Origin of the sequence: Fibrobacter sp. UWH1, from assembly GCF_002210365.1 — a bacterium.
Lineage (GTDB): Bacteria > Fibrobacterota > Fibrobacteria > Fibrobacterales > Fibrobacteraceae > Fibrobacter.
The window spans coordinates 57,100-74,178 of sequence record NZ_MWQG01000011.1 but is presented as its reverse complement, the minus strand read 5'-3'; the positions used below and the strand labels follow the sequence as shown (position 1 = coordinate 74,178).

At 51.5% G+C, this 17,079-nt stretch carries 18 protein-coding genes; 14 read left to right on the top strand and 4 right to left on the bottom strand.

The features are described 5' to 3' along the window. The first annotated feature begins 7 nt into the window (after positions 1–7). On the top strand, positions 8–1,177 hold the full coding sequence (locus tag B7992_RS07015) for a DNA replication/repair protein RecF (protein WP_088658932.1): 1,170 nt from the start codon (positions 8–10) through the stop codon (positions 1,175–1,177). A gap of 102 nt (positions 1,178–1,279) precedes the next feature. Here the strand turns inward: B7992_RS07015 and mscL are convergent, their stop codons facing one another. Further along, the gene (gene mscL / locus B7992_RS07010) at positions 1,280–1,729 is read right to left on the bottom strand and encodes a large conductance mechanosensitive channel protein MscL (protein WP_073286119.1); all 450 of its coding nucleotides are present in this window, start codon (positions 1,727–1,729) and stop codon (positions 1,280–1,282) included. 84 nt (positions 1,730–1,813) lie between these two features. On the opposite strand from mscL, the gene B7992_RS07005 reads away from it, so the two are divergent. The 10 genes from B7992_RS07005 to B7992_RS06965 all read left to right on the top strand — a co-directional run bounded on the left by B7992_RS07005 (position 1,814) and on the right by B7992_RS06965 (position 11,393). Then, complete coding sequence (locus B7992_RS07005) at positions 1,814–2,683, top strand: DMT family transporter (RefSeq protein WP_073237337.1); 870 nt, start codon at positions 1,814–1,816, stop codon at positions 2,681–2,683. Between the two features lie 22 nt (positions 2,684–2,705). Further along, complete coding sequence (gene coaE, locus B7992_RS07000) at positions 2,706–3,257, top strand: dephospho-CoA kinase (protein ID WP_073286122.1); 552 nt, start codon at positions 2,706–2,708, stop codon at positions 3,255–3,257. Between the two features lie 9 nt (positions 3,258–3,266). Beyond that, the gene (locus B7992_RS06995; RefSeq protein ID WP_073159543.1) at positions 3,267–3,590 is read left to right on the top strand and encodes a DUF3392 family protein; all 324 of its coding nucleotides are present in this window, start codon (positions 3,267–3,269) and stop codon (positions 3,588–3,590) included. A 29-nt stretch (positions 3,591–3,619) separates the two neighbouring features. Beyond that, entirely contained in the window at positions 3,620–3,790 is a 171-nt protein-coding gene (locus B7992_RS16615; RefSeq protein ID WP_158236688.1) for a hypothetical protein, read from the top strand. A 1-nt stretch (position 3,791) separates the two neighbouring features. After that, entirely contained in the window at positions 3,792–5,294 is a 1,503-nt protein-coding gene (locus B7992_RS06990) for a Na+/H+ antiporter NhaC family protein (protein WP_073159545.1), read from the top strand. Positions 5,295–5,648: 354 nt separating this feature from the next. Further along, complete coding sequence (locus B7992_RS06985; RefSeq protein ID WP_088665892.1) at positions 5,649–6,272, top strand: GNAT family N-acetyltransferase; 624 nt, start codon at positions 5,649–5,651, stop codon at positions 6,270–6,272. A gap of 95 nt (positions 6,273–6,367) precedes the next feature. After that, positions 6,368–7,216 carry a TIGR02147 family protein gene (locus tag B7992_RS06980; protein ID WP_073237345.1) on the top strand — a complete coding sequence of 283 codons (849 nt, stop codon included), beginning with the start codon at positions 6,368–6,370 and terminating at the stop codon, positions 7,214–7,216. Next, complete coding sequence (locus B7992_RS06975; RefSeq protein WP_141100398.1) at positions 7,213–8,619, top strand: carbohydrate binding domain-containing protein; 1,407 nt, start codon at positions 7,213–7,215, stop codon at positions 8,617–8,619. The genes B7992_RS06980 and B7992_RS06975 overlap by 4 nt, the downstream gene beginning before the upstream one ends. Before the next feature lie 115 nt (positions 8,620–8,734). After that, a complete protein-coding gene (locus tag B7992_RS06970) occupies positions 8,735–10,513 on the top strand; it encodes an alpha-1,4-glucan--maltose-1-phosphate maltosyltransferase (RefSeq protein WP_088665890.1) in 1,779 nt (592 codons plus the stop codon). A gap of 124 nt (positions 10,514–10,637) precedes the next feature. Continuing rightward, positions 10,638–11,393 (top strand): acyl-[acyl-carrier-protein] thioesterase, encoded by a 756-nt coding sequence (locus B7992_RS06965; protein ID WP_073237354.1) that lies wholly within the window; start codon positions 10,638–10,640, stop codon positions 11,391–11,393. A 27-nt stretch (positions 11,394–11,420) separates the two neighbouring features. Here the strand turns inward: B7992_RS06965 and B7992_RS06960 are convergent, their stop codons facing one another. Further along, positions 11,421–11,972: a carbohydrate-binding family 9-like protein gene (locus tag B7992_RS06960; RefSeq protein ID WP_073159672.1), complete on the bottom strand. Its 552-nt coding sequence runs from the start codon at positions 11,970–11,972 to the stop codon at positions 11,421–11,423. A gap of 200 nt (positions 11,973–12,172) precedes the next feature. On the opposite strand from B7992_RS06960, the gene B7992_RS06955 reads away from it, so the two are divergent. Together B7992_RS06955 and B7992_RS06950 are read left to right on the top strand one after the other, a co-directional pair. After that, the gene (locus tag B7992_RS06955; RefSeq protein ID WP_073159557.1) at positions 12,173–12,499 is read left to right on the top strand and encodes a SpoVG family protein; all 327 of its coding nucleotides are present in this window, start codon (positions 12,173–12,175) and stop codon (positions 12,497–12,499) included. A gap of 10 nt (positions 12,500–12,509) precedes the next feature. Further along, complete coding sequence (locus B7992_RS06950; RefSeq protein ID WP_088665889.1) at positions 12,510–14,069, top strand: YifB family Mg chelatase-like AAA ATPase; 1,560 nt, start codon at positions 12,510–12,512, stop codon at positions 14,067–14,069. A gap of 104 nt (positions 14,070–14,173) precedes the next feature. Here the strand turns inward: B7992_RS06950 and B7992_RS06945 are convergent, their stop codons facing one another. Together B7992_RS06945 and B7992_RS06940 are read right to left on the bottom strand one after the other, a co-directional pair. Continuing rightward, complete coding sequence (locus B7992_RS06945; RefSeq protein ID WP_073159561.1) at positions 14,174–14,539, bottom strand: dihydroneopterin aldolase; 366 nt, start codon at positions 14,537–14,539, stop codon at positions 14,174–14,176. Continuing rightward, a complete protein-coding gene (locus B7992_RS06940; RefSeq protein ID WP_073159563.1) occupies positions 14,533–15,561 on the bottom strand; it encodes a hypothetical protein in 1,029 nt (342 codons plus the stop codon). Before B7992_RS06940 ends, B7992_RS06945 begins: the two co-directional genes overlap by 7 nt. Positions 15,562–15,813: 252 nt before the next feature. Between B7992_RS06940 and pgk the strand changes: the two genes are divergently transcribed. Beyond that, a complete protein-coding gene (gene pgk, locus B7992_RS06935; RefSeq protein ID WP_073159565.1) occupies positions 15,814–17,058 on the top strand; it encodes a phosphoglycerate kinase in 1,245 nt (414 codons plus the stop codon). Positions 17,059–17,079 lie beyond the last annotated feature (21 nt).

The window sequence follows — 17,079 nt, the reverse complement described above, 5'->3', positions numbered from 1 at the left end:
TAACTGTATGCGGAGCTTGTCCGGGTTCGAGCAGAAGCTTGGATCCGGCATTACTGTCGTTTACGGACCTAACGGATGCGGCAAGACTACGATCCTCGAGGCGATCCACCTGCTGGCCCAAGGATTCTCCTTTAGGGCGAAGGACCTGAAGGAAGCGATTTCCTGGAAGTGCGACGAAATGATCCTGCGGGGGCATTTTGAAGATAATGGCATGGAAAGGAATCGGGGAATCCGCGTGCATAGGCGGGGTGCCGAAGTCCGTGAAAATGGCGAAAGCCTGAAATCCGCTGCGGCACTTTTTGGAAGTTGCCCGGCGGTGATTATGCAGCCTTCCGACATTGAACTTTTGCGCGGGGCGCCTGATGTGCGTCGCCATTGGCTCGATGAAATTCTGTGCTACCGGTCGGCGGCCAATGGGGCGGTGCTTCGCCGCTACAAGCGTGTCCTGCAACAGCGCAACCAGTGGCTTAAACAGTATAAGAAGGCCGCTCAGGACCGAAGGAATGGATTGTCTGCTGCGGAAGTGGTGGGCGGCGAGGATCTGTTCAAAATTCTGACGGAGCAACTTATAGATTTGGGGGCAAAACTCTGGTCGGCTCGTCTAACCTTGACCGAAGAAATGTCTCCGATTATTACGGGCTATTACCGCAAGCTTTCGGGTGGCGTCGACGAAATTACCTGCGCCTACAAGAGTTCCATTCTCAAGGAATTGGATGCATTGGATGGTGCCGAGTTTTTGGACGGCGAAGAACTTGATGAAGTATCTCCTGCGGAACCGCAAGACGAAATAGTGTCCGAGGAATCCTTGCGGGAGGCTTTTGCCCGCAAGCTGGCAGGCCTTGAATATGTCGAGAAACTGCAGGGGATGACTATGGCCGGCCCTCATCGCGATGACCTGGCGGTTTGCATTGGCGGTTACGAAATGCGTTCTGTAGGAAGTCAGGGGCAGTGCCGTTCTGCGGCTCTTGCCATGCGGTTCGCCGCTGTGGATGTGGCTTCCCGCTATCTGAGCAAGCCCATACTTTTGCTGGACGATATCTTTGCGGAACTGGACGTAAATCGTCGAAACGCCGTGGCGGACTTGATCCGCGAAAAGGAATGCCAGGTGGTGATCGCCACTCCGCAAAAAGAAGACTTGCCTTTTACGGCTGATGCGGAAGTCCAACTGAGTTTATAGCGGAACTTCCTATAACGAAAAAAGACTGTGGTTTGAACCACAGTCTTTTTCATAGTTAGCGCTTGTGAATCGCGGACCAAAATCAAATTGATTGTTGGACTATTACTTCTTGAGAAGGTCGCGGATTTCGGTGAGCAGCTTTTCTTCTGCAGACGGTTCAGGAGGAGCCGGCGGTGCAGGAGGTTCGGCGGGCTTTTCTTCAGCCTTGCGCATGTTCTGCATGAAGCCCAGGAACTTCTTCATGACGAGGAAGACCACGATGGCCACGATGAGGAAGTCGACGATGCCGCCGATGAAGTTACCGTAGGGGATAGCGACGCCAGCTTCGGTAGTGTAGGTGAGGGACTTGAGGCCTTCGCCTGCGTCCTTGGCACCACCCATGGCGATGAGAGCGGTAACGCCCGGCATCACGATGTCGTTAACGAAAGAAGTGACGATCTTACCGAATGCACCACCGATGATCACACCGATAGCCATGTCGACGATGTTGCCCTTGAATGCGAAGGCCTTGAATTCTTCGATCAGGGATGTTGCTTTTCCTTTGATACCCATGTGGGGCTCCTTTTATGTTAAGATTATCTTAAAAATAGTTTAAACCTTGGGGTTTTCAAGTGGGATTTCTACATTGTGTGCGTTATGTCATGGTTGATTTTGGCCCTCGCCTCGGCCATTTTTTTAGGATTTTACGACCTGGCCAAGAAAAAGTCGGTCCAGGGGAATGCTGTACGGCCCGTGCTCTTCATGTGCAGCGCATTTTATGCCTTGCTCATGCTTCCGGTTCTTTTTACGGGAAATTGTCAGAGTCTTCCCTGGCAGAGTCATCTTTTTTTGGCGGGTAAGGCCATGATTGTGGGCGGAAGCTGGATTCTGACTTACAACGCCCTGGCCCATTTGCCTCTTTCTATTGCAACGACGATTCGCGCGCTGGCGCCTGTCTTTACCATCTTCCTGGCGGTGACCTTGATGGGGGAACGCCCCTTTGCCATGCAGTGGGCCGGTGTGGCGGTGTGCCTTTGCAGCTATGTGGCGCTGAGCCTGGCTGGCCGAAAGGAAATGGGACATTTCTTTAGCAACGGCTGGGTGATCTGCATGGTCCTGGGCACAATGCTTGCGGCTTGCAGTGGCGCCTACGACAAGTTTATCTTGCAGCGTATGGATTTCGAGCCGACGACGGTGCAGGTGTGGTTCAGCATCTACATGCTTCTGTGGCAATTTGCAGTTTGCGCCATTACCTGGTTCCCCAAGCGCAAGACCACCACGCCTTTCAAGTTCCGCTGGACATTCCTTCTGGTGGCGGTTCTGTTGACGGTAGCTGACCGCTGTTATTTCTTGGCGGTGAGCAACCCCGATGCCTTGATTTCGTTGATTACGGTGTTCCGCCGTTCCAGCGTGCTTATTGGTTTCGTGGCGGGTCTCGTGCTGTTCAAGGAACGCAAGAGTCCGCTGAAGTGGGCCGCCCTCTTCGGCATCATCACGGGTCTTTGCATGATTGCCTTGGGCAAGTAGCCCTTGATTTTTAGCGGTAATTATGATCGGTATAACAGGTCAGATTGGTGCAGGAAAATCCTTCGTAGGACACAAGCTCCGCGAACGTAAAATCCGTGTAATCGATGCAGACCTGGCCGTGCATCAGCTGTACCGCGACCATGGTGAATTGCGCTCAGCCATCGCCAACGAATTCGGCCCGGAATCGCTGACGGAATCCGGCGTGAACCGCAATTTTTTTGCCGACCTGATTTTTAGGGATGCGGGCGCCCGACTCCGCCTAGAAAATCTGGTCTATCCGGTTTTGACTTCCTACCTCATCAAGGAAAATCCCGACTTTGTGGAGGCCGCCCTTTTCGAGAATGTCCCTGAGCTGGTGGAACATCTGTCTGAAATCTGGGTGGTCATGGCCTCGCCAGAAGTGCGTCTCCAGCGCCTTACCAAGAACCGCAATATGAACGAGGCCGATGCCTTGCGCCGCATGGAACTGCAGAAGGACAAGGATTCCGAAGAGGCCTGGCGCAAATTATTCCCGAACAAGCCTCTGCGGTTTATCGACAACTCCTCGGTTGACATACTTCCTAATCTGTTTTAGATTAGGGGCATGAATCACTACATCCACGAGTTTGCAGGCTTTCTCAGATTCCACATGGATTCTATTTCGGTGGGTATCATCGCCACGCTTCTAATGATTTATGGCGCATCCATCAATGGCTACTTCAAGAAGATTACCAGGAGCGTGCCCTTTGTGGGCCGTTTCGCCTTGTTCGTGATCCTGTGTTCTGCTGGTTATGCTTTCATCAGTTCACAGGCGGTTAAACTTTTCAAGATGTTCCTGATGAACCAGGCCGACTTGCCCTTGATCGGAATCATCGCAGGGAGTTTTGTGGTGCTGGCCATTATGGCTTACCGCGGTAAGGATGTTTGATTTTTAAGACTTCGTTCAAAGGAGATTGTATGAGCGAAAAAAAGATGGATAACGTAAGGGCCATAATGGCCCTGAATGATATGAAGGTGTACGCCAATTCAAGGGCACTAGATGCCTTGAACTACGCAATTGCCGTCCTTGAAAAGCTGGAAGAATCTGGCATCAAGCAACCCCTCGCCAGTTTAGAAAAGGAACCTTAATATGGAACAGTGGATTTTTGCTAGCGGAACTTTCTGGGCTCTGGTTCCCCCGATTGTGGCTATTGCCCTTGCCTTGCTGACAAAGGAAGTCTATTCTTCGCTTTTTGCCGGTGTGGTGATTGGCGCCCTTTTCATTAGCCAGGGTAGCTTTCCGACTTTTTTGGATTCCATTTTCAAGAATGGCCTTGTAGCCAAGGTCTCTGATCCCTGGAACGTAGGCATCCTCCTGTTCCTAGTCATTCTTGGAACCATGGTCGCCCTCATGAATCGTGTGGGTGGTTCGGCTGCCTTTGGTGAGTGGGCCAAGAAGCGCATCAAGACAAAGACGGGAGCCCAGCTGGCCACGATCTGTCTTGGCATCCTGATTTTTATTGACGATTATTTTAACTGCCTTACGGTGGGTAGCGTTATGCGCCCCATTACCGACAAGTACAAGGTCAGTCACGAAAAGCTTTCTTACCTTATCGATTCTACTGCGGCCCCGGTCTGCATTATTGCCCCCATCAGTTCCTGGGCTGCCGCTGTGTCGGGCTTTGTGGAAGGCGAAGATGGACTGGGACTTTTCATCAAGGCGATTCCCTTTAATTTTTACGCCCTGTTTACCTTGCTTGCCATTTTCCTGGTTGTTTTTTGGAAAATCGATTTCGGTGCCATGAAGAAGTTTGAGTCCGCCGTTGAAATCGCTGCTGCGAAAAGGGAAGAACCTGTCGTTCCTGAAGGTCGTGGCAAGGTGATGGACCTGGTGCTCCCCATTGTGCTGCTCATTGTCTTTTGTACCATCGGTATGATTTATACAGGTGGATTCTTTGCCAGTGGTAAGGAGGCCAAGGGCTTTGTGGATGCGTTCGGTGCAAGCGATGCTTCTATCGGTCTTGTGTTGGGTTCCTTCGCTGCTCTTGTACTGACTGTTATTTTGTATGTGTCTCGCGGTGTACTTCGCTTTGGCAAGTGCATGGAATGTCTGCCGGCTGGTTTCAAGGCCATGGTTCCTGCCATTCTTATTCTGAGTCTCGCCTGGACCTTGAAGGGCGTAACAGATACTCTTGGTGCAAAGGAATTTGTTGCCGGTGTCGTAAGCGGCAGTGCGGCGAGTTTCATGAATTTCATGCCCGCCATCATCTTTGTCATTGCGGCATTCCTGGCTTTTGCGACGGGAACATCCTGGGGGACTTTCGGCATCCTGATTCCTATCGTGGTGGCAGCCTTTGGCGGTGTTGACTACAGCCTCATGGTGATTTCTATTTCTGCATGTATGGCTGGTGCCGTTTGCGGAGACCATTGCTCTCCCATTTCGGATACGACCATCATGGCCAGCGCCGGCGCTCAGTGCGAACATGTGAACCATGTGAATACGCAGCTGCCCTACGTACTTTACGTGGCCAGCGTTTCCTTCGTGACCTTTATTATTGCGGGCTTTACCCGCAGTGCTGTTATCTCGTTGATCCTGGGTGCTTCCATGATTGTGGGTGGTCTGTTCCTGATCAAGAAGAGAATGCGGAAGTAAGACGGTCGCGCCTAAATACGAAATTTTAACGGCGAAAATTGTAAAAAAAAGTTAAGCATCCCGTGGTTTTGATATAGTTCACACCCGGGATGTCTTTTTGTGATTATCTTCTTACATTCGTTGTTTTCCTGAAATTGACTTTGTATTTTCTCATTCGTAAAACTTGAGGAACCAATATGAAGTCACATGAACTTTTCATTGTCAAACAGATTGTCGTTCTTTCCGTGATTGCAGCTGTTCTAGCTTACGTTTACGGTTAAGTTTAACACTGAGAGAGAAAGGTCGGTGCGGTATATCTGCGCCGGCTTTTTTTATACGGTGGAATGTCGGGTGGTGAGTTTCTAACTTTAAGGCATGGATTCTTTTGAGGAACATTTTTCCGAGGTGTTTGAAACCGCGAACCTGAAGGGGGCGCGGGTAACGCTTGTTGGCCTGCGGGAACTGGATGAGGCGGCGTCTGACGCGCTGTACCAAAAGATTTGCGGTTCCCGGGAATTTCTTCTGGAACACTTACCCTGGATTGCGGAAACGTCTCCTGCGGATCTTAGAAAGAGAGCCCGCTCCTGGTGTCTGCAGGCTCACTTGTCCCAGGGCGGCTGTTGGCAGATCCTCGAAACGGCAGAAGGCGGCTCGAACTCCATTGCGAACGTCGCCGAAAACTCCGTCGGGAACCTGGCAGGCTTCCTGATGATGGACGTGAACATGGGGAACCATTCTGCCACCTTGAGTTATTGGCTGTTCAGGGAATTTACCGGTCGCGGTCTCATGACGGAATCCCTGGAGTGCCTTTGTAGGTTTGCCCTTGACACTCTGCGGTTAAACCGAATGGAACTTTTCGCCTCGGTGGAAAATCCCAAAAGTCAGGGGGTGGCTCGCCGCTGTGGGTTCCGCGAAGAGGGTATATGTCGCGATTTTGAACTAAAAAACGGGATTTTCGTGGATCATGTCCGTTTTTCAAGGCTTGCCCGCGACGGTTAGGAATTGTTTTTCTGGTTACAGAATGTTTACTCGAGTAAACAACAAAAAGAGATTATTTTTTCAATATTGAGGCGCACTCTTCTATCTTTCTAAGTATGGAAAATGGGAAAGAAAATATCCTCGTAGAACCTGATGTTCTGCAGTACACCAATTACAGGGTGTACCTTAGGGACTATTACGAGTATAAGAAGAAGACCACTGCGGCCTTCAGTTTGCGTTTTTTTGCCGAAAAGGCCGGGCTTTCTAGTCATGCTCATCTGAAACTTGCCATCGACGGCAAGCGTAACATCACAAAGAACACTGCTACCAAGCTTATCCACGGTCTCGGTCTCGAGAATCAACGTGCCGCATATTTTGAAAGTCTGGTTTTCTTTAACCAGGCAACAACTGACGAAGACAAGAAAATCTACTACGCCCAGTTGATCAAGGCAAGCCCTCGCTCCAGGCTGCACAAGATGGACAAGGCTCAGCTTCGAATTTTTAAGGAATGGCATCATTCCGCAATTCTGGAAATGGTGGGACTCAAGGATTTCCGTCCTATCCCCGACCAGATTTCCAAGCGTCTCCGTGGCTTGATTACCCCGGCGCAGGTGACTGAATCCCTGAACTTGCTGTTGGAGTTGGGTCTGCTGGTAAAGACCGCTAACGGTTATAGACAGAGTAATCCGCTGATTACGACCGACGACGAAGTCCAGGATGTTGTGGTCAAGATGTACCACAACCAGATGCTTAGCCTTTCAAACAAGATGCTGAACGACCTTCCGGGTGCCGAAAGGGACGTTTCTGCCTTGACTTTTGGAATTAAGCGCTCTGATTTCGTTAATTTGAAGAAGCATTTGCAACTTATGCGAAAAGAACTACTAGATTTCTCTGCAAAAGCCGGAGAAGCTGAAGAGGTTGTACAAATCAACATTCAGCTGTTCCCGCTGACTCGAGGAGTGTGATGCGTTTCTTTTTGTCCATAGCCGCTTTCGCCAGCTTGATGCTAACTGGTTTGTCGTTGGTCGCCTGTGCCGATGACAAGTCTGTCGCTGGTATAGAAATTGGCAACCCGTCCCTGGATAATCCTATCGCCGATGGGGATACCACGGGACAGGATTCTATTCCCGTGATTACTCCGGATGATTCCATTCTTCCGGAACCGGAAGAACCTGTGTCCCTGCCGCTTACCGCTAGCTTTGTTGTGGATTACGATAAGGGTACTGCCGCCCGTGCGCTTACAAAGGCTTCCTCCAGCGATAGTGCTGTGATTCTGGATACCTTTGCACTGGAACTGACGAATGTCCGTACATACAACAGCATTTACGTCAGTGTGACGGACACCATATTGACCCGCGGTCTGACGGTCTGGCCCTACGAAGGGTCCGACGTGGAAACCATGCCTATTTCCTTTACGGAACAGTCCTTTGTTGAAGAAGATTTCAGCAAGATCGACCTGTTGCCTGAATCGGACTTCTACCTGAAGGAAATTGGTGTTTCCTTCAAGCCCCATAAGGCCGGCAAGGTTTATGGCCGAGTGCTGCGCGATGGTAAGTATGTTCCCTTTATCTTTAGCCTGTCTCACTTCCAGGCTTTGCAGTTGCGCTATCATTATTCCCAGATTGAAATCGATTCCGCGAAGAATGTGGCAAACCTGCAGGTGGAGTTCCGCGTCAAGAAGTTCGCTGACGGTCTTGACTTCTCCAAGGCTGATTTGTCTGACGGCGTTATCCTCATCGACAAAAAGAATAACGCGGCCCTTTGGGATTCTCTGAATAACCGCTTCATTCCTAGCTTCCAGCCGCTGCGCTATAAGTACCTGGAAGTTGGCGAAGCTGATACGGCCGGTGTCGAAAATGTGGAACGCATGGACTACGTGAACGACATCTGGAAGAATATCGCTGCAGGTCTTGGCGAGAACACCTTGATCAATGGAAACTTCAAGTCTCCCTTTACCACCGATTGGATCTTCAAGACCCAGCTTGGCGGCAAGGCCGACACCGCTATCGTTACCGAAAGGAGTGGCGACCGTATCATGAAGGTGAACGTGACCAAGGGTGGCAACTACTCCTACAGCGTTCAGCTCATGCAGGAGAATGTGGCTCTCATTGCCGGTGTCAAGTACAAGTGTATCTTTACCATCTGGTCTGAAGTGGAAGGCGAGATTACGGTTAGAATCGGTTCCTACTCCACCTACGAAGCGGTTGGCTTCTCGGAACACAAGGAAGTGGCACAGACCGGTCAGTCTATCGAGATTGAATTTACTCCCGAAGTGAACGATCCCTTTGCCCGCTTTGAACTGAATCTGGGCAAGACGGAAAGAGTCCTCCGAATCAAGGAAGCCCAGGTCCTTCGTTTGAGTAAGTAAGATCGCAAGGAAACAACGCAGACTTTTAAAGGCATCCTGGTGGGTGCCTTTTTTCTATAACTTTGATGGAACGTCTATAACCATTATCCTTTAACCTTTCTAATTTTATAGCACTATGGCAATGATTCCTACTTTAAAAGACAATCTCGTTATCGAGAATATCCGCCCGAACATCGAAGGCGGCCGTTTCATGATCAAGCGCGAACCGGGTGATTCCGTGACCGTGCAGGCAGACATTTTCCGCCACAGCCACGAGAAGTATGACGCCGCAATTTTTTACCGCCATGTCCCCGTAGAAGGCAAGGCCAAGAAGACCGCCAAGGCCGCAGCAAAGCCTGCCGCTGTCAAGTGGGAACAGGCTCCCATGCATTTCGTTGACAACGACCTCTGGGAAGGTTCCTTTACCGTCAACAACATCGGCTATTACGAATACAAGGTTTGCGCCTGGACCATCGAGCCCAAGGACAAGCCCACCGAAAGCCCGGTGATGAAGCTTCGTGTGGACCCGTCCTATGCACGTACCGGTACCTGGTACGAAATGTGGCCCAAGTCCCAGGGTACCGACGCCACCAAGAGCGCTACCTGGAAGGACTGCGAAAAGCAGCTGGACTACATCGCTGACCTCGGCTTCGATACCGTTTACCTGGTTCCCATTCACCCCATTGGTGTCACCAACCGTAAGGGTGCCAACAACGCCCTCCACGCCAAGACCGACAAGAAGGGTAAGCCCCTGGAACCGGGTTGCCCCTACGCAGTGGGTAACAAGTTCGGCGGCCACTATGCTACCGACCCTGAACTGGGCTCCATGAAGGACTTTGAACATTTTGCCAAGGCTGCACGCTCCAAGGGTCTGCGCCTGGCTCTGGACATCGCCTTGAACTGCTCCCCGGATCACCCCTACGTTAAGGAACATCCGGAATGGTTCTACCACGAACCTGATGGCTCCATCAAGTTTGCTGAAAATCCGCCCAAGAAGTACGAAGACATTTACCCCTTCGACTACTACAACAAGAACTACAAGGAACTGTGGCAGGAAATCGAGAACATCATCCTGTTCTGGGCCGATAAGGGCATCGAAATTTTCCGTATCGATAATCCCCACACCAAGCCCTTCCCCTTCTGGGAATGGCTCATCGCCGACGTCAAGGAAAAGCGTCCGGAACTGGTGTTCCTGGCAGAAGCCTTCACCCGTCCCAAGATGATGCATCGCCTGGCCAAGGCTGGCTTCGACATGAGCTACACCTACTTCGCATGGCGTAGCGCCAAGTGGGAATTCGAACAGTACCTGAAGGAACTGACCCAGTCCGATGCCAAGGAATACATGCGCGGCATCTTCTTCCCGACCACACCGGACATCTTCCCCAAGTACCTGGCTTACAAGGGCGCCAACGCCTTCAAGCAGCGCTACTTCCTGGCTGGTACCTTGAGCAGCCTTACCGGTATGTATAACGGTTACGAACTCTGCGAAAACATTCCTTCTCCCATCAAGGAAGAACTGCAGGATTCCGAAAAGTACCAGTACAAGGTTCACAACTGGGCTGGCCCCGGCATCCAGGACTTCGTCCGCCGCGTGAACACCGCCCGCCTGGAACATCCGGCTCTCCAGGAATACGATAACCTGGACTTCCACTACTGCGCCAACGACCAGCTCATGGTTTACTCCAAGAAGTCTGGCGAAGACGTTCTCCTGTTCGTCTGCAACATGGACATGGACAACGCCCAGGAAGGCATGGTGGAACTGGACATGGCAAAGCTTGGCCTCGACAACGACAGCTTCTTCTTCCTGAAGGACTTGCTCACCGACGAATCCTTCGTCTGGCGCGGCAACAAGAACTTCGTCCGTCTGGATCCCAACAAGGCTCCTGGCCATCTCTTGGTTCTTAAAAAGATCTAAGAGTTGAACGTCGCGGCCTCGCGAACGAAACTTTTTCAGGAAGTACCGACATTTTTGCCGGTACTTTTTCTTTTTTGCATATATATTAATCAAGTAAACTATTCACTCTTCACTCTTCACTGCCATGATTGATATTTATTCTCTCGCAAAAAATCCCCTTGTTTTTCAGAAGCCCCGTACCGTTACGTCGGCTTATATTGACGTGTCCGGGAAAATGGGCGTGGCCCAGACGGTTCTTATGGTCCAGGATAACCTCTGTGAAAATCTGGGGAAACTCAAACAGGATAATTTTTTCGTAAAGGAAAAGGGCGGCTATTGGGTTATTTCCAAGGCCAAACTGAAATTTTTCCAGCGCCCGTTCTGGGGTGATAAGGTGGTGACGACTTCATACCCTACAAGTAACAGCCTGATTCGAACTTATGAAAGTACCGCCATTACCACAACCGAGGGCGAACCCATTGTGTTGGCCGTACAGGAGGCCTGCTGCCTGGATTTGGTACGTCATCGTCCCATGAAACTTTCTACGGTGGGCTTTCCTACAGAGGGTTTCCCGGAACAGGTCCTCGATGACAAGTTTACCAAGTTCGAAGTGACTCCCGATGAGTACGAAGAGATTTACCAGCAGCGGGTTCTGCCTCAGCATCTGGACATGTCTCATCATATGAACAACATCAAGTACATCGAACTGTCGATGAACGTGTTCTCTTCTGCAGACTGGGAACTTTGTGCTCCCTCCGAAATGGAAGTCCATTTTTTGGGAGAGTCCATGGAAGGAACTCTGCTGAAGATTTTCCGTGCGGACCACAAGGGCGCCACCTACATGAAGATTGAAGATGAGACAGGACGTCAGGTCTTCGAAATGAAAATCAAGATGAAATAAAAAACGCGGCAGTAATCGCCGCACACTTTATACAAATTCTCTGAAGAATTCGGGCCGGTGAAAATCCGGCTTTTCTGTTTCTACGGGGAAGGCGCTCAGATAGTGGGGCGACTGGGACTTGTCGCCGCATTTATAGAGGTTGCCACGAAGAGACTTTCCGACAAATGAATTCAGTCCGAAGAGGCTGGCGGGAATCTGTACGGTCATTCCCCAGCAGACCAGGTTCCCGGCGACGCTGGCCACTTGCTTTGTGCGGATGACCTTGTTGATGTCTTCCTGGGACAGGGTGGTACGGTTGTTGCGATCTGGCCCGTGGGCTGCCAGCAGGAAACCTCGGCTTGTCGTTTCGAAGTTGAAGTACTCGCTGGGGTTTGCTGGGTTCTGCAGGAAAATTTCTACGCAGGAATCTTCCCAACTGCGGCCGTTGTCTTCTTGCACTTCGGCACGGAAGCAGGTGTCGGGTTCCTCGATGGTAAAGCTGACGGTAAAATAGTCGGCGCTGATTTCTACGTCGGCAAGGACTGAGGGGAGAACTTTTCCCTGATTCTGAGGCCAGTTTAGATTTGCATTAAGAAGCATGGCTATAAGATAGATAATCACTGATTAATCAGTGATTAATCGCTGCTTAATTTAGAATGAAAAAATGGGAATGCCTTTTTTTGATGAAAAAGGGCGTTTTTGTATTTGGCATGGCTTTTGCATTAAGGGGGCGTCATCGGACGGTTCTGGTAAACCGTTAGATGTTGGATAAGTTAACGCCAATGACTTAGGAGGTCTTTATGGCAGAACAGATAAAAGAAAATGAAGTCAAACAGGCAACAAGTCAGTTTGATTGTCTTGCAGTCACCAGTGTCCAGGTTTTCCCTTTTAAGGAAGGACCTAGCATGGGACATATTAAGGGGCTTGCCACCGTAGTCCTGAATGACCAGATGTTGATTCGTGGTCTTCGTGTGATGGATGGTGAAAACGGTATGTTTGTGGGCTATCCGAACGATCCTTTCTATAAGGGCGAGGAATTCCGCACCATTTGCTCTCCCGTTACCCGCCAGCTCCGTGAACACATCGAAAACTGTGTTCTTGAACGCTATCAGGCCGCCATGGCCTAGGAAGGTTCTCTTGTTCCATAGAATCCGTTCTTACTGCCTGTTTGGAATAAAGGCTGTTCCCGTAAGCGTCGAGGTCGACGCCTCTCAGGGGCTGCCGGGTTTTACTTTGGTTGGATTACCTGACAATGCGGTAAGGGAATCTAGGGAACGAGTGGTCTCGGCCATCCGTTCCATAGATAAGGTGGTGACAGGTTTCCGAACGACGGTGAACTTGTCGCCCGCGGATTTGCGGAAGGAGGGCAGTGCCCTTGACCTGCCGTTGGCTATCGGTCTTCTTGTGGCTACCGGCGAAATTGAAGTTCCTGATTTGGAACGGTTGGTGTTTGTGGGGGAACTTTCCCTAGATGGTTTGCTGAAGCCTGTTCGTGGAGTCCTTTCGGTGGCCATGAGTCTCCCTGATCGCAAGAGAGACGTTCTTGTGGTGCCTCGGGGGAACGAACGGGAGGTACGTCTTGTAGAAGGTGTGCGGTACGTGTGTGCGGATTCCCTAAAGGAATGCGTTGGTGTGTTAGAAAAGGGGGCTGTGTCTAAGGCTGTTTCGGCGGCGGGACTGGCTGCCGTGCATGGAGCGGAGAGGGGCGCTGGACAGGGGTATGCCTGCATACAGGGAATACCAGACTTTAAGAATGTCATCGGGATGGAAGGGGTCAAAAGAGCTCTTGAGGTGGCTGCTGCCGGAGCCCATAATTTCCTGTTGGTTGGTTCTCCCGGTGCGGGAAAATCATTATGTGCCAAATGCCTTCCGGGAATCCTCCCCGAAATGACGGATGAGGAAATTCTCGAGACGACCCGCATACATTCCTGCGCAAGGGCTGCAGGGGATATGGAATGCTTTAAGCCGGTAATGGTTCGTCCTATCCGGACGCCACACCATTCGGCGTCTATGGTGTCTCTTGTTGGGGGCGGCGTGCATTTGCGGCCTGGGGAGGCTAGCATGGCTCATAATGGCGTTTTGTTTCTTGATGAACTCCCCGAATTCAACCGCAGTGTCCTGGAGGCTTTGCGAGAACCGATGGAAGAGGGACTCATTTCGGTGAGCCGGGCTAGCGGAACGGTCGTGTGGCCTGCTCGTTTTATGATGGGGGCAGCCATGAATCCTTGCCCCTGTGGCTATGCCATGGATGCAAAACGGAACTGTACGTGCCTGCCGGAAGCCCGCAAGCGGTATCAGGAAAAAATTTCGGGACCGCTGCTGGATCGTATCGATATCCAGGTCAGTGTGCCCTCTGTGGAGGCATCCCAGTTTGCCAGCGGGGCCACTATATCTGAGACTTCTGCAGACATTCGCAAGCGGGTCTGTGAGGCTAGGGCCTTGCAGAGGGATCGCTTTAAGAATCTCCCTTTCAAGACCAATGCGGAAATGTCGTCCGAAGCGGCGAAATCGTTCTGCAGGTTGTCTGCAGCTACCGAGCGTTTTGCCATATCTGCCGCCGACAAGATGGGCTTGAGTGCACGAGGCTACTTCAGGCTCCTGAAGGTGGGACGGACCATAGCTGACCTTCGCGGGGCTCCTGCCGTCGAAATTCTGGACCTGTCCGAGGCGCTTCGCTATCGTTCCTTTCGCTCCTGATTGAACGTTGTAAAAGAACTTTCTCCTCCGTCCCCTCATCACAAGCAAAGCGCCTCTCCTAACGGAGGGGCGCTTCTTGCTTGATCTCTTGTTTTATCTCTTGCTTAGCGTCGCATCCTAATGGATGATTCTGCCCCGACGCAATCAGGGATGGCGCACGGCTTTCTGACGGAAACCTCGACGGCCTGAGCCTTGGGATAATTCCCGAGAATGCGTTCGGCGCAGCGGTACACCAGGGTTTCTTCCAGCTGGAAACAAGAAAGGCGGATAAACCCTTTCAGGTCTTCCGCCAGTTGTGCATAGTCTATGGAGTGTGCCAGGTCTTCGTTTCTGGCAGCGAGGGTAAAATCAGACCAGACGGTCACGTTCAGTACGATCGGCTGTTCGTTTTCGCGTTCATAGGGAAGGGTCCCGATGATGCAGTCGAAAGTAAGGTCCCGAAGGCTGATTTTACCGAGTTCTGTTACCATACGTAGAGAACGACTGCGCCTGCGATAGATGCGCCTGCTACGCCGAACCAGATGTTACGGGCAGAAGCATAGGAATCGTGGGTCTTCTTGTTTTCGTTCATACGGTTCTGGAGGCTCTGCATGGTCCAGTAGACGGGGCCTTCTTCGGTGGTTCTAAGCACGTACTCGCCCTTGGAAATCATCACTTCTTCACAGCTGGGGTTGCCGTTACAGGCGCGGAGGAGGTTGCCCTTAAGTTCGTCCAGGTCGTCGTAGGCGCTCTGGGCCTTGTTGGCTTCCTTCTGCTGGAGGATGCCCATGACGATGCTTGCTGCGGCCAGGGCGGTGAGACCCACTGCGCTCCAGAAGCGGACTTCGTCAGCGATACCGAAACGGTCGCCTACGTTGCCTGCTGCGTCGCTGGCTGCCTGGTCACGGCTGTCGGCTGCAGAGTTGTCTATCGGAGCGGTAGTCTTGTACTGGAAGACATCATCATCGTCTTCGCAATCTTCATCGTCGTCGCAGTATTCGTCACTGCTGGTTGCAGCGGCAGCGGTTTCGGCGACAGGTTCGTCGGCGCCTTCGCCCTTGAGGGTCACGGGGCTGCCGTCAATGAAGACGATTGCAGAGGAAAGGCCGTCGGCGAAGACGGACTTGCCATCGAAGTATACCTTTTCGACGTCCTTGTCGGCGTCCATGCCGCGCTTGGAGTAAACCTTGGCGGTCAGGAGCTTGGAGTAGTCGACGCCGTCAGCGGTCATGGCGGTCATGGAGGACAGGTCGCCTGCGGAGCCCTGGTAGAGCTGGTAGGTCGCGTCGTTGTCGCCGAACGGGTCTACAAACTTCTGACGGACGACCAGACGGCCATCCTGGAGGGATTCCACTTCGTCTGCCGGGATGGTCTTCAGTTCGCCACCGAATTCGGCAGAGATGTATTCGTCGGGAGTACCGGCGTCCTTAGCATCAAATTCATTAATATCGTACGGACCGGCAAAAGCGGACACGACAGAAAGGCACAGGGCCCACAAAATTGAACGTTTCATTTGATAACTCCAATATGGACTATTTTTCGTGAAATATATAAAAAAAAGATTGAAAATTCACAAAGGAAAGTTTTTTGCAGTATACAAAGGTAAATGATTAAGGGATAGTCGGATAGATGATGCAAATTATATAAAGAAAAGTTTACAAAAGTATGCTTTGCATAGTTGATTTGTGCATTTGACCATGTTTTTTTGCCCCCTTTTACTATATTTTAATCCGTAAATTTTAACTCTAACCAGAAGGTGCTAATCATGGCAAAGCTTTCTATTGAAGATCTCGAACTCGCTGGCAAGCGCGTGTTCATCCGTGTCGACTTCAACGTTCCCCAGGACAAGGTCACCGGCGAAATCACCAACACCAAGCGTATCGAAGCTGCTCTCCCCACTATCCAGTGCGCTCTCGATAAGGGTGCTGCTGTTATCCTCGCTTCTCACCTGGGCCGCCCCAATGGCGAAGTGAACATGAAGTACACTCTCGCTCCCGTTGCCAAGAAGCTCGAAGAACTCATCAAGAAGCCGGTGAAGTTCCTCTCTGACTGTGCAGGTGCAGAAGTTGAAGCTGCTTGCGCTGCTATCAAGCCGGGTGAAATCATCCTCCTCGAAAACCTCCGCTTCCACATCGAAGAAGAAGGCAAGAAGAAGGACGCCGAAGGCAACAAGGTTAAGGCTGACAAGGAAGCTGTCAAGGCATTCCGCGCTTCTCTCACCAAGCTCGCTGACGTATATGTTAACGACGCTTTCGGTACCGCTCACCGCGACCACTCTTCCATGACTGGTGTTGAACTGCCGCAGCGCGCTGCTGGCTTCCTCATGAACAAGGAACTCAAGGCATTCGACGCAGTTCTCAACAACCCCCCGCGTCCGTTCCTCGCAATCCTCGGCGGTGCTAAGGTTGCCGACAAGATCCAGCTCATCAACAACCTCCTGGACAAGGCTGACAAGATCATCATCGGCGGCGGCATGGCATTCACCTTCAAGAAGGTGATCGACAATATCGAAATCGGTTCTTCTCTGTTCGACGAAGAAGGCGCAAAGCTGGTTCCGGAACTGATGGCTAAGGCTAAGGCTGCTGGCAAGGAAATCATCCTCCCGGTTGACTACATCGCTGCTGACAAGTTCGCTGCTGACGCTGCTACCAAGGCTGTTTCTGACGCTGAAGGTATCCCCGCTGGCTGGATGGGTCTGGACGTTGGTGCAGAATCCACCAAGAAGTTCGTTGAAGCTATCAAGTCCTCCAAGACCATCGTTTGGAACGGTCCTGCAGGCGTGTTCGAATTCGAAGCATTCGAAAAGGCTACCAAGGCTATGGCTGACGCAATCGTCGAAGCTACCGCAGCTGGTGCAATCACCGTAATCGGTGGTGGCGATACCGCTACTGCAGCTAAGAAGTACGGCGCAGACAAGAAGGTCACCCACACCTCTACCGGTGGTGGCGCTTCTCTCGAACTCCTGGAAGGCAAGGTCCTGCCGGGCGTCGCAGCCCTGACCGACAAGTAACTTGCGATGATAAGCGGCGCA

Bases quoted from the DNA above. Each gene is read 5' to 3' on its own strand.
- pgk (WP_073159565.1), top strand. From the start codon at position 15,814: ATGGCAAAGCTTTCTATTGAAGATCTCGAACTCGCTGGCAAGCGCGTG.
- B7992_RS06960 (WP_073159672.1), bottom strand. From the start codon at position 11,972: ATGCTTCTTAATGCAAATCTAAACTGGCCTCAGAATCAGGGAAAAGTT.
- B7992_RS06995 (WP_073159543.1), top strand. From the start codon at position 3,267: ATGAATCACTACATCCACGAGTTTGCAGGCTTTCTCAGATTCCACATG.
- B7992_RS06940 (WP_073159563.1), bottom strand. From the start codon at position 15,561: ATGAAACGTTCAATTTTGTGGGCCCTGTGCCTTTCTGTCGTGTCCGCT.
- B7992_RS06980 (WP_073237345.1), top strand. From the start codon at position 6,368: ATGGAAAATGGGAAAGAAAATATCCTCGTAGAACCTGATGTTCTGCAG.
- B7992_RS06965 (WP_073237354.1), top strand. From the start codon at position 10,638: ATGATTGATATTTATTCTCTCGCAAAAAATCCCCTTGTTTTTCAGAAG.
- B7992_RS06970 (WP_088665890.1), top strand. From the start codon at position 8,735: ATGGCAATGATTCCTACTTTAAAAGACAATCTCGTTATCGAGAATATC.
- mscL (WP_073286119.1), bottom strand. From the start codon at position 1,729: ATGGGTATCAAAGGAAAAGCAACATCCCTGATCGAAGAATTCAAGGCC.
- B7992_RS06990 (WP_073159545.1), top strand. From the start codon at position 3,792: ATGGAACAGTGGATTTTTGCTAGCGGAACTTTCTGGGCTCTGGTTCCC.
- B7992_RS16615 (WP_158236688.1), top strand. From the start codon at position 3,620: ATGAGCGAAAAAAAGATGGATAACGTAAGGGCCATAATGGCCCTGAAT.
- coaE (WP_073286122.1), top strand. From the start codon at position 2,706: ATGATCGGTATAACAGGTCAGATTGGTGCAGGAAAATCCTTCGTAGGA.
- B7992_RS06955 (WP_073159557.1), top strand. From the start codon at position 12,173: ATGGCAGAACAGATAAAAGAAAATGAAGTCAAACAGGCAACAAGTCAG.
- B7992_RS07005 (WP_073237337.1), top strand. From the start codon at position 1,814: ATGTCATGGTTGATTTTGGCCCTCGCCTCGGCCATTTTTTTAGGATTT.
- B7992_RS07015 (WP_088658932.1), top strand. From the start codon at position 8: ATGCGGAGCTTGTCCGGGTTCGAGCAGAAGCTTGGATCCGGCATTACT.
- B7992_RS06985 (WP_088665892.1), top strand. From the start codon at position 5,649: ATGGATTCTTTTGAGGAACATTTTTCCGAGGTGTTTGAAACCGCGAAC.
- B7992_RS06945 (WP_073159561.1), bottom strand. From the start codon at position 14,539: ATGGTAACAGAACTCGGTAAAATCAGCCTTCGGGACCTTACTTTCGAC.